Origin of the sequence: Methylobacterium nigriterrae (genome assembly GCF_037106235.1) — a bacterium.
Lineage (GTDB): Bacteria > Pseudomonadota > Alphaproteobacteria > Rhizobiales > Beijerinckiaceae > Methylobacterium > Methylobacterium nigriterrae.
Genome location: NZ_JBAWTG010000065.1, coordinates 17,527 through 27,023, shown reverse-complemented (window position 1 = coordinate 27,023; position 9,497 = coordinate 17,527). Strand labels below are relative to the sequence as shown.

General features: G+C 69.8%; 10 protein-coding genes and 1 tRNA gene. 6 read left to right on the top strand and 5 right to left on the bottom strand.

The genetic code is table 11. The features are described from left to right. Positions 1-58: 58 nt before the first annotated feature. Positions 59-135 (top strand) — tRNA-Pro (locus tag WDW90_RS24525). Between the two features lie 28 nt (positions 136-163). Further along, positions 164-475 carry an ETC complex I subunit gene (locus WDW90_RS24520; protein ID WP_336490099.1) on the top strand — a complete coding sequence of 104 codons (312 nt, stop codon included), beginning with the start codon at positions 164-166 and terminating at the stop codon, positions 473-475. A gap of 4 nt (positions 476-479) precedes the next feature. On the opposite strand, the gene WDW90_RS24515 is transcribed toward WDW90_RS24520, so the two are convergent. The 3 genes from WDW90_RS24515 to WDW90_RS24505 are packed head-to-tail and all read right to left on the bottom strand — an operon-like array spanning position 480 to position 2,892. Further along, positions 480-941 carry a nucleoside deaminase gene (locus WDW90_RS24515; protein ID WP_336490098.1) on the bottom strand — a complete coding sequence of 154 codons (462 nt, stop codon included), beginning with the start codon at positions 939-941 and terminating at the stop codon, positions 480-482. Positions 942-996: 55 nt separating this feature from the next. Then, the gene (locus WDW90_RS24510) at positions 997-2,064 is read right to left on the bottom strand and encodes a spore photoproduct lyase family protein (RefSeq protein ID WP_336490097.1); all 1,068 of its coding nucleotides are present in this window, start codon (positions 2,062-2,064) and stop codon (positions 997-999) included. A gap of 54 nt (positions 2,065-2,118) precedes the next feature. Then, the gene (locus tag WDW90_RS24505) at positions 2,119-2,892 is read right to left on the bottom strand and encodes an SHOCT domain-containing protein (RefSeq protein WP_336490096.1); all 774 of its coding nucleotides are present in this window, start codon (positions 2,890-2,892) and stop codon (positions 2,119-2,121) included. A 182-nt stretch (positions 2,893-3,074) separates the two neighbouring features. Here WDW90_RS24505 and WDW90_RS24500 point away from each other — a divergent pair, with 182 nt between their 5' ends. Then, positions 3,075-3,680 (top strand): DUF533 domain-containing protein, encoded by a 606-nt coding sequence (locus WDW90_RS24500; protein ID WP_336490095.1) that lies wholly within the window; start codon positions 3,075-3,077, stop codon positions 3,678-3,680. Here WDW90_RS24500 and WDW90_RS24495 read toward each other — a convergent pair whose 3' ends face one another. Continuing rightward, positions 3,681-4,103, bottom strand: a complete 423-nt coding sequence (locus WDW90_RS24495; protein ID WP_336490094.1) for a CBS domain-containing protein — start codon at positions 4,101-4,103, stop codon at positions 3,681-3,683. A 149-nt stretch (positions 4,104-4,252) separates the two neighbouring features. On the opposite strand from WDW90_RS24495, the gene glgX reads away from it, so the two are divergent. The 3 genes from glgX to WDW90_RS24480 all read left to right on the top strand — a co-directional run bounded on the left by glgX (position 4,253) and on the right by WDW90_RS24480 (position 9,043). Continuing rightward, the gene (gene glgX / locus WDW90_RS24490) at positions 4,253-6,532 is read left to right on the top strand and encodes a glycogen debranching protein GlgX (RefSeq protein ID WP_336490093.1); all 2,280 of its coding nucleotides are present in this window, start codon (positions 4,253-4,255) and stop codon (positions 6,530-6,532) included. Between the two features lie 112 nt (positions 6,533-6,644). Further along, the gene (locus WDW90_RS24485) at positions 6,645-7,025 is read left to right on the top strand and encodes a response regulator (protein ID WP_336490092.1); all 381 of its coding nucleotides are present in this window, start codon (positions 6,645-6,647) and stop codon (positions 7,023-7,025) included. 44 nt (positions 7,026-7,069) lie between these two features. Beyond that, positions 7,070-9,043 (top strand): AI-2E family transporter, encoded by a 1,974-nt coding sequence (locus tag WDW90_RS24480; protein ID WP_336490091.1) that lies wholly within the window; start codon positions 7,070-7,072, stop codon positions 9,041-9,043. 121 nt (positions 9,044-9,164) lie between these two features. Here WDW90_RS24480 and WDW90_RS24475 read toward each other — a convergent pair whose 3' ends face one another. Next, the gene (locus WDW90_RS24475) at positions 9,165-9,449 is read right to left on the bottom strand and encodes a hypothetical protein (protein WP_336490090.1); all 285 of its coding nucleotides are present in this window, start codon (positions 9,447-9,449) and stop codon (positions 9,165-9,167) included. Positions 9,450-9,497 lie beyond the last annotated feature (48 nt).

Here is a 9,497-nt window from a genome sequence, read left to right as displayed (position 1 = left end):
CGCGGCGGTTGCGCGGAAACGGGCAAAACGGTAGAGCCACAAGGCCCTAACGGGGTGTCGGGGTGTAGCGCAGTCTGGTAGCGCACCTGGTTTGGGACCAGGGGGTCGTAGGTTCGAATCCTATCGCCCCGACCACCATCCTCCGGAGCCGTTGAGTCGAACGATGTCGAGCGCCCGCATCTTCCAGCCCTCGAAGGACGCCTCGCAATCGGGCCTCGCCCGCACCAAGAACTGGCTCCTCGAATTCGACCAGACCAGCCCGCGCGAGACCGACCCGCTGATGGGCTGGGTCGGCTCGTCCGACATGCTGCAGCAGGTCAAGCTCGAGTTCGACACGAAGGAGGAGGCGATCGCCTACGCCAAGCGCGCCGGCATCGCCTACCGGGTCGAGGAGCCGCACAAGCCGATCATGCGCAAGGGCTTGTCGTACTCGGACAATTTCAAGTTCAACCGCACAGCGCCCTGGACGCACTGACGCGTCAGGGCGCCTGCCTGTCTCGCCACAGGGCGTAGGGCGGCGCCTCGCCCTCGGGGCGGAGCTGGTGCAGGCGCATCGGCTGCTCGGCGAGCGGTCGGCAAACTTCCGCGTAGATCGCCGCCGTCTGCATCCCGAACGTGTCGGCCTCCTCCGCCGTGTAGGCGAAGTAGGCTTCGCGGATGCCCGACAGGCGCATCGCGGCGTGGCACATCGGGCAGGGCCGGCCGCTCGCGTAGACGATGCAGCCGGCGAGGTCCCGGCTGCCGAGCCGCCGGCTGACCTCGCGCAGGGCCACCATCTCGGCATGGTCCGTCGGGTCGTTCGTGCGGTGGACCGTATTGACCGAGCGCGCGAGGACGCTCCCGTCCCGTACGATCACGGCGCCGTAGGGCGAGCCGCCCGCGGCGGCGTTGTCGCGGGCGAGCGCGACGGCGTCGCGGATGTGGCTCTCGTGGTCGGTCATGAGGGTCTCCGGAAAGGCACGCGATCCGGAACGCGGCTCCTCCGGCCGCGGTTCGTCAGAACGCGTAGCGGACCGTGCAGTAGGGCATTCGCTCGGAGAGCAGGGCCTGGAAGCGGGCGAGCCAGCGGCCCTTCCAGCCGCTCCGGTAGCGCAGGTTGTCGCCCCCGCCCTCCGAGCGCTTCGCCTCCTGGATGTCCGGGCGCCAGAGCAGGGCCTCGGCCTTCGGATGCCAGCCGAGATTGACCTCGTGCAGCGCCGCATTGTGGGTGAGCAGGATCACCTCGCATTTCAGCTGCGCCTTCGCGGCCGGCGAGATCGTGTCGTCGATCGCCTCGAACAGGGCGCGCCAATCGGCCTCCCAGCCCTCGTACAGGATGACCGGCGAGAAGTTGACGTGGACCTCGTAGCCCGCGGCCAGGAAATCGTCGATCGCGGCAATCCGCTCCGGCATCGGCGCGGTCCGAACGTCGACGACGCGGGCGATCCGCTCCGGCATCAGCGAGAAGCGGATCCGGGTCTTGCCCTGCGGGTCATAGGCGAGGAGGTCGCGGTTCACCGCCTTGGTGGCGAAGGAGCCCTTGGCGTTCGGCACCTCGCGGAAGAGCGCAACGAGATCGCGCGCGTTGTCGCCGATCATGGCGTCGACCGAAAGGTCGCCGTTCTCGCCGATGTCGTAGACGAAGCGGGAGGGATCGATCGTGTCGGGCTCCGGCAGCGGACCCAGCCGCCCGGCGTGGCGCCGGATGGCCGCGCAGACCTCGTCGATGTTCACGAACAGGGAGATCGGGTTTGCGAAGCCCTTGCGGCGGGGCACGTAGCAGTAGGCGCAGGCCATCGCGCAGCCGTTCGAGGTCGAGGGCGCGATGAAATGGGCGCTGCGCCCGTTCGGCCGCATGGCAAGCCCCTTCTTCACCCCGAGCACAAGGGTCGAGCGCTTGATGCGCACCCAATCCTCCACCGAGCCGGCATTGCCGTGGAGCGACGGGATGTTCCAGTGCGAGGGGACGAGGATGCGCTCGGCTTGCGGGAACCGCGCCAGGATCTCGCGGCCGCGCGCGAAGTCGGTGACGGCCGGCTCGTGGTAGATCGTGCGGATGTCGATGAGGTCGCGGGGCAGGGCCATGGGTCGATGCGCGCGATCCATGTCCGGCCGCTTCCCCGATATGGCGATGCGCGCTCAGAGACGCGAGAGCAGCTCCGCCTTCTTCTGTGTGAACTCTGCCTCGGTGAGCACGCCCTTGGCGTGCAGCTCGGCCAGACGCTCGAGCGTGGTCAGGACGTCGCCGGGCCCGGTGCGGGCCGGGTCGGGCGCCGGGGCGGCCGGCGACATCCGTCCGGGCGAGGCGCCCTGGCGCGGCCACGCGGGAGCGCCTTTCGGTGCCGCCGCGGGCTCGCGCACCGGCGTCGGAGCCGCGCCGTCGACGCGCCGCAGCGCCGCCAGGTCGATGTCGCCGCGTGTGCCGGATAAGCGCAGGGTGCCGTCCGCCTGCGCGACGCCCGTGACGATGTGATCGCCGGTATCGTACAGGGCGAGACCGCTTCCCGACTCGATCGCGAGGCGCCGGGTCTGCGGGAAGTAGGCGTAGCGCAGGCCGTTCTGCGCGCCGGTCGTCGAGGGTCGGCCGAGATCGGCCGGATACCAAGCGGCGGACCGGCTCGACGAGGCGTGGGCCATGCCCTCCCAGGCCGCGGGCGGGAGCGATGCGGCCAGGTCGCCGCAGAGCCCGGCGACCCGCGCCTTGAGGTCCGCATCGAACATGCGCCCGACCATCACCATGCCGCCCGAGAACCACTGGCCCATGCCGCCGAGATCCGGGTGGTCGAACTGCGCCATGGTGCCGTGACCGGCTTCGAGGGCGCGCAGCAGGTGCCGCACCGCGTCGAGGCTGACGCCGTAGCGTTCGGCGAGGGCCGCAAGGCCGCCCGGCCGGTCGGGGCCTTCCTCCACCATGGTCCATCCTCCGGTGATCGCAGCGCTCCTCGACACTATGACGCGGTGCCGCGAAGGCAAGACACGGGCTCCGATCAAGCAGGGATCAGGCAAGGATCGGGCTCGACCGGTCCGGCGCGCCGTTATAGGCAGCAGATGCGGCCCAGGCCGCCCAGACACGCCTCACTCGCTCCGGAGTCGCCTTGGACCGCGCCTCGCTCCCCGTTCCGGGTCCGTCTCGGCTCGCGCAGCTGCTCGGCCTCAGGCGGCTCCTCGGTTCGGACCATGCGCCGCCCTCCGCCGGCGCGGCCACGCGAGCAGCGGAAGTCTCGACGCCTGCACCGCGGGCCGATGCGCCCGCCCGGTCGCGGGCCGTGCTGGTCGAGAGCCTCGGTCAGAAGGTGCTGCATGCCTGGCTGCAGAACCGCAACCAGACGCTTCTGCCCCTCACCCTGAACCTGCGCTCGCTCGACCTGGAGGAGCGCTCCCTCGTCCTGTGCGTCGCGGCCTCGGCGGTCGCGGCGAACGGCCGGGGGCCTGACCTCGGCCTGGCCGACGCCGCGCTCGCGCGCATCGGCGCCGGCGAGCGCGAGCGGCAGGTGCTGCGGGATGCCCTGGCCGCGGGCACCACGCGCGGCCTGTTCGAGGCGGTGACGGCGGCGGGTCTCGGCACCCACGCCTACGGGGCCGCCTTGCTCGCCGTCGACCGGCGCGACCGGGTCAACCAGCATTACCTCGCCTACCTGGCCGCGCGCTTCGCCCTGCCGGACGACGCGGTGGCGAGCCTGCACCGCCGCTACAGGATGTGATCAGGCGTCCTCGCTCATCGCCCTGAGCGAGTTTTGGAGGGCATCGCTGCCGAGGAGAAGGCTGCGCGACAGGTCCGCGAGGGTGAGCCAGCCCGTCACCGCGCCGCTCGCGTTCCGCACCGGCATGCGCCGGACATGGTGGGCGGCCATCAGGTCCATGGCGGCCCGGACGGTGTCGCCCTCGCTGCAGGCGATCACCGGGCGCGACAGGACGGCGCCGACCGTGGTGGTGTTCGGATCGAGCCCGGCCGCGACCACGCGGTAGAGGATGTCGCGGTCGCTGATCACGCCCTCGATATCCGTCGCCGTGCCGACCGGGAGCGCCCCGACGTCGAGCTCGCCCATCAGCACCGCCGCCTCGCGCACGCTCTCCTCCGGCGCGATGAATTCCACGTCCCGGCTCATCACGTCGGAGACCTGCATGTCGCGCTCCTCCGGGCGCTGCTGCGCCGCAAAAATTTCTGCCGCGACGGACCTTCGCCAGCCTCGGCACGTTCACGTTCCGGCTCGGACGCCACCCATGCCGGCGACGCGGTTGAGGGTACGAAAGGGCGCCGACCACCGGAGTGATCATGGCCGAGAATACCAAGAACGGGGCGACCGGTTCCGCCTCGCCCCGCGCCGCGCGCGCCCGCATCCGCGAGGGGCTGCCCTACCCGCGCGGCGCCACCTGGGATGGTCTCGGCGTCAACTTCGCTCTGTTCTCCGCGCACGCCACCAAGGTCGAGCTGTGCCTCTTCGACGATGCCGGCGAGCGCGAGATCGAGCGGATCGAGCTGCCGGAATACACCGACGAGGTCTGGCACGGCTACCTGCCGGATGCACGGCCGGGCACCATCTACGGCTACCGCGTGCACGGCCCCTACGAGCCGGAGGCTGGCCATCGCTTCAACCAGAACAAGCTCCTGATCGACCCTTACGCGAAGGGCCTCGTCGGATCCATCACGTGGAACCCGGCCCTGTTCGGGTACCGGATGGAGACCGGGGACGACCTCACCTTCGACGAGCGGGACAGCGCGCCCTACACGCGGCGCTCGCGGGTGATCGACCCGGCCTTCACCTGGGGGCGCGACCGCAAGCCGGACGTGCCGTGGGAAAAGACCATCATCTACGAGGCCCACGTGAAGGGTTTGACGAAGCTCCATCCGCAGGTGCCCGAGCGCCTGCGCGGCACCTATGCGGGCCTCGGAAACCCGGCTGTCCTCGACTACATCAAGAGTCTCGGAGTCACCTCGGTCGAGCTGCTTCCGGTCCATTCCTTCGTGCAGGACGATTACCTGCAGCAGAAGGACCTCGTGAATTACTGGGGCTACAACACGATCTCATTCTTCACGCCCGCGCGGCGCTACGCGGCGGTGCCGGACTTCGCCTTCTCCGAGTTCAAGGAAATGGTGGCGCGCCTGCACGGGGCCGGCCTCGAGGTGATCCTCGACGTCGTCTACAACCACACGGCGGAAGGCAACGAGAAGGGGCCGACCCTCTCGTTCAAGGGCATCGACAACGCCTCCTATTATCGGCTGCTGCCGGGGCAGGAGCGCTACTACATCAACGATACGGGAACGGGAAACACGCTCAACCTGTCCCATCCGCGCGTGCTGCAACTCGTCACCGACTCGCTGCGCTACTGGGCGACCGAGATGCGCGTCGACGGCTTCCGCTTCGACCTCGCCACCATCCTCGGCCGCGAACCCTACGGCTTCGACGAGGGCGGCGGCTTCCTCGACACCTGTCGGCAGGACCCGGTGCTGAACTCGGTCAAGCTCATCGCCGAGCCCTGGGATTGCGGCCCCGGCGGCTATCAGGTCGGTGGCTTCCCGCCGGGCTGGGCCGAGTGGAACGACCGTTTCCGCGACGACGTGCGCGGCTTCTGGCGGGGCGACGAGGGCCTGCTGCCGGCACTCGCCTCGCGCATCACGGGCTCGGCCGACAAGTTCAACAAGCGCGGCCGCCGGTCCTGGGCCTCGGTGAACTTCCTGACCGCGCATGACGGCTTCACGCTCAACGACACGGTCTCGTACAACGAGAAGCACAACGAGGCCAATGGAGAGGGCAACCGCGACGGCCACTCCCACAACCTCTCCTACAATCACGGCGTCGAGGGCCCTTCGGACGATCCAGAGATCCGGGCCGTGCGGCTTCGCCAGATGCGCAACATGCTCGCCACGCTGTTCCTGTCGCGCGGGACGCCGATGCTGCTCGCGGGCGACGAGTTCGCCCGAACCCAGCACGGCAACAACAACGCCTATTGCCAGGACAACGAGGTGTCGTGGATCGACTGGGAGGCGATCGGGCACCAGGAGCGCGACCTCGCCGAGTTCGCGCAACGCCTCATGCTGCTGCGCAACGCGCTGCCGATCCTCACGCGCGGTCGCTTCCTCACGGGCGCCTTCGACGAGGATCTCGGCGTCAAGGACGTCACCTGGCTGCGCCCCGACGGCGAGGAGATGACGTCCGAGGGCTGGAGCGACGCCGGCGCCCGCTCGATCGCCGTCCTCCTCGACGGGCGCGCGCAGGCCACGGGCATCCATCGCCGCGGCGGCGACGCGACGCTCCTCATCCTCTACAACGCCTATCACGACCTCGTGTCGTTCACCCTGCCGGAATCGGTGGGCGGCAAGGCCTGGAGCCGCCTTCTCGACACCAACCTGCCGGACGGCCAGGAGATCGCGAGCTTCGGGGTGGGCGAGCGCTACGACGTGACAGGCCGCTCGATGCTGATGTTCGTGCTCAAGCCCGAGGATACGCCGGGCGACGAGGCCACCGAGATGGAGCGCTCCTATCAGCACGTGATGCAGGCGTTCGAGCGCGCCAACATCGAGAGCGTGCGCTTCCATCTCGATGCGGACGGGTAGCCTTTCGCGCGACCGCACCATGTCCGGATCTGCGAGGGGATTTGCGACGATTGCGCGTCGCCGTGCGTTGGGGAACGACGCGCAGCGGCTCGCGTGAGAGGGGTATCGCGTGATGGCCAAGATTCTGCTGGTTGAGGACCACGAGGAGATCTGGGACTTCCTGTCCCGCCGTCTCAAGCGCCGCGGCTACGATGTCATCCTGGCCCATGACGGCGAAGCCGGCGTGCAGCAGGCCCGCGCAGGCCGGCCGGACGTGATCCTGCTCGACATGAACCTTCCGATCCTGGACGGATGGTCGGCCGCCCGCGCGCTCAAATCCGGCACCGACACGCAGCGCATCCCCATCATCGCGCTCACAGCTCACGCCATGTCGGGGGATCGCGACAAGGCGATCCAGGCCGGCTGCGACGACTACCACCCGAAGCCGGTCGACTTCTCGAAGCTGCTGAGCCAAATCAGCGCGGCTCTGGGCGAGGCCGCACCGGCGAGCTGAGGGGCCGGGCCTGGCTCCGCCGGGCGGTGATGTGAGGCGTAAGCATGATCGATGATCCTGTCACGGCCCGCCGCCTGAGGCAGGCGCTGCCGGTCTTTGTGGCCCTGGCCTCGTTCCTGCTGATCGTGACAGTGATGGCGGCGCTCTATTTCGGGCGCGACTTCCTCGTGCCCGTCACCCTGGCGATCCTCCTCAGCTTCGTCCTGGTGCCCGGGGTGCGGGCGCTGCGGCGGATCGGCATGCCGAGGGTGCCGGCCGTGATGCTCGTCGTCGTGGTGGCGTTCGGGGTCCTGATCGGCCTCGGCACGCTCATCGCCAACGAGGCCGCGCAACTCGCCGCCGACCTGCCGCGCTATCAGATCACGATGCGGGAGAAGATCACGGCCCTGCGGGGGGCCACCGCGAGCCAGGGCACGCTCTCCCGCATCATCGACATGGTGCAGGATCTCGGGGCCGAGTTGCAACCGGCCCGGACCGAGGAGGCCGAGGCCAAGCCGGGCTCCGCCGATCGGCCGCTCACGGTCGAGATCAAGGCGCCGAAAGCCGGTGTCATCGAGACGCTGACCACCTTCGGCGGCCCGATCCTGCACCCGCTGGCCACCACCGGCCTGATCCTGATCTTCACGATCTTCATCCTCCTGCAGCGGGAGGACCTGCGCAACCGCATGATCCGGCTCGCCGGGTCGGGGGATCTGCGCAAGACCACGGCCGCAATCGACGACGCGGCGAGCCGGTTGAGCCGCTTCTTCCTGGCCCAGCTTGCCCTCAACATCGCCTTCGGCATCGTGATTGGCGCCGGCCTCTGGCTGATCGGCGTGCCGAGTCCGACCCTGTTCGGCGTCCTCGCGGCGATCCTGCGCTTCGTGCCGTATATCGGCGCGGGCATCAGCGCGCTCCTGCCCCTCGTGCTCGCGGCCGCGGTCGATCCGGGCTGGACCATGGTCATCGCCACCGCGGCCCTCTTCGTCGTGGTCGAGCCCATCTGCGGTCACGTGGTCGAGCCGCTGCTCTACGGCCACTCGACCGGCATCTCGCCGGTCGCCGTGATCCTTGCCGCCACGATCTGGACCTTCCTGTGGGGACCGATCGGCCTCGTGCTCGCGACGCCGCTCACGGTCTGCCTCGTGGTGCTGGGGCGGCACGTGGAGCGGCTCTGGTACCTCGACGTGATGCTGGGCGACCAGCCGGCCCTGTCGCCGCCCGAGATCTTCTACCAGCGCATGCTGGCCAACGACCCGGCCGAAGCGATCGACCAGGGCCGCGAGTTCCTGCGCGAGCGGGCCCTCGTCACCTACTACGACGAGGTGGTGCTCGCCGGCCTCCTGATGGCGCAGGACGATCTCTCGCGCGGCACCCTCGACCGTGACCGGCAGGACGAGGTGGGCGCCGCGATCCGCTCCGTCGTGACACGCCTCGGCCAGACCCAGGTGCGGCGGCGTACCCGCAGGGGTTCCTCGTCCCGCCTCGGCAGCACGGAGACCGCCGCCGCCTTGGCCGCCGCCGGACCCGACCGGCGTGCAGCGGGGATCGTGCTCGCGAAGGCCGATCTCGCCCCCGGCTGGCAGGGCGAGACGCCGGTGCTCTGTGTGTCGAGCCGCGGCCCCTTCGACGAGGCCGCCACCCTGATGCTGAGCCAGATCCTCGGGCGCCACGGTCTCGCCTCGCAGGTGATGTCGATGGCGGCCCTGCGCGCCGGCGAGCGGCCGGAGAATCTGGATATCGCGCTCATCTGCTTCTCGTATCTCGAGCCGGTCAGCCTCTCGCAGATCCGCTTCACCGTGCGACGGGCGAGAGCCGCCGTCCCCGGGGTACGCATCCTCGTGGGCTTCTGGCGCGAGCGCGACCCCGCCACACTGGACCGGCTGCGCCGCGCCACCTCCGCCGACATCCTGGTCACGTGCCTGAACGACGCGCTCGCGTCCGTCGTCGAGGCGTCGCGGGTGCCGGTCGCCCGGACCATCCCCGCGCCCGGGCGAGGCGCGCCCGCGCGCCTCCCGGAGCCCGCCGCCGCTCTCTAACTCATTGTGGCATCGCATTTCTTAGCCGAAGCGCTGGCCATTTCGGCGGAACTTGCTCTCGGACAGGCTTCCGTCACATCGGAGCCGCAGCCGGCTCCCGCCTCGTCCGGTCCCCGGTGCGTCATCCCTCGCCGGCCGGCATGAGCTTGATGGCGATGCCGTGCGCCTGGCCGTCGAAGACATGCGCCACGTCCTGCACCAGCCAGCGGACTGCCTCCGCGCCGAAGCTCAGGATCACGCATTCCCCGATGCGGGGGACGGGCTCGCCGGCGGCGAAGGCGATCGTCCGTCGCAGGAACGGCTCGACGCTCCCGCGGGCGGGCGCCGGCGCGATGAAGACCACGTCGGTCTCGGCGGCGCGGTCGACGGGCGGTGGGCCGCGCCGGTCTGCAATTCCTGAGATCATTCTTGAGCGGGTGCCACCGTAGATTACAAAAAACTCTGAATCCGGCCG

Bases quoted from the DNA above. Each gene is read 5' to 3' on its own strand.
- WDW90_RS24495 (WP_336490094.1), bottom strand. From the start codon at position 4,103: ATGCAGGTCTCCGACGTGATGAGCCGGGACGTGGAATTCATCGCGCCG.
- WDW90_RS24485 (WP_336490092.1), top strand. From the start codon at position 6,645: ATGGCCAAGATTCTGCTGGTTGAGGACCACGAGGAGATCTGGGACTTC.
- WDW90_RS24505 (WP_336490096.1), bottom strand. From the start codon at position 2,892: ATGGTGGAGGAAGGCCCCGACCGGCCGGGCGGCCTTGCGGCCCTCGCC.
- glgX (WP_336490093.1), top strand. From the start codon at position 4,253: ATGGCCGAGAATACCAAGAACGGGGCGACCGGTTCCGCCTCGCCCCGC.
- WDW90_RS24480 (WP_336490091.1), top strand. From the start codon at position 7,070: ATGATCGATGATCCTGTCACGGCCCGCCGCCTGAGGCAGGCGCTGCCG.
- WDW90_RS24475 (WP_336490090.1), bottom strand. From the start codon at position 9,449: ATGATCTCAGGAATTGCAGACCGGCGCGGCCCACCGCCCGTCGACCGC.
- WDW90_RS24510 (WP_336490097.1), bottom strand. From the start codon at position 2,064: ATGGCCCTGCCCCGCGACCTCATCGACATCCGCACGATCTACCACGAG.
- WDW90_RS24520 (WP_336490099.1), top strand. From the start codon at position 164: ATGTCGAGCGCCCGCATCTTCCAGCCCTCGAAGGACGCCTCGCAATCG.
- WDW90_RS24515 (WP_336490098.1), bottom strand. From the start codon at position 941: ATGACCGACCACGAGAGCCACATCCGCGACGCCGTCGCGCTCGCCCGC.